General features: G+C 53.9%; 1 protein-coding gene. It reads right to left on the reverse strand.

Annotated elements, in window-relative coordinates; all coding sequences use genetic code 11:
• Positions 1-30 precede the first annotated feature (30 nt).
• On the reverse strand, positions 31-345 hold a 315-nt coding region (locus LK536_RS58580; protein ID WP_506092311.1), incomplete at its 5' end, for a hypothetical protein.

Genomic DNA, 345 nt, shown 5'->3' on the forward strand with positions numbered 1-345 from the left:
CGGCCTTGCCCCTTTCTTCCTTTCCCACTCTCACGCCTTCCTTGGCAACTGCTTCCTGGGCACCTTCTGTCCCTTGCTGGTCCTGCTCCTTCTTTCCCGGCTGTTCCTTCCTCCTTCCTCCTTTCTTCTCCTTCCCCCCTCCCCTTCTCCCTCTTCTTCTCTCCTCCTCTCCCCCCCTTCTCTCCCCTTTCCTCCCCTTTTCCTCTCTCTTTTTCCTCCTTCCCTTTCTCCCCCTTCTTCCTCTTTTCTTTCTTCTTCCCTTTTTTTTTCTTCTTCCTTTCCTTCCCCTTTTCTTCCCTTTCCTCTTTTTTTCCTTCCCTCCCCCCTCCTCCCCCCCCTTCTTTC

The organism is Clostridium pacaense (assembly GCF_020709765.2).
Classification (GTDB): domain Bacteria; phylum Bacillota; class Clostridia; order Lachnospirales; family Lachnospiraceae; genus Enterocloster; species Enterocloster hominis.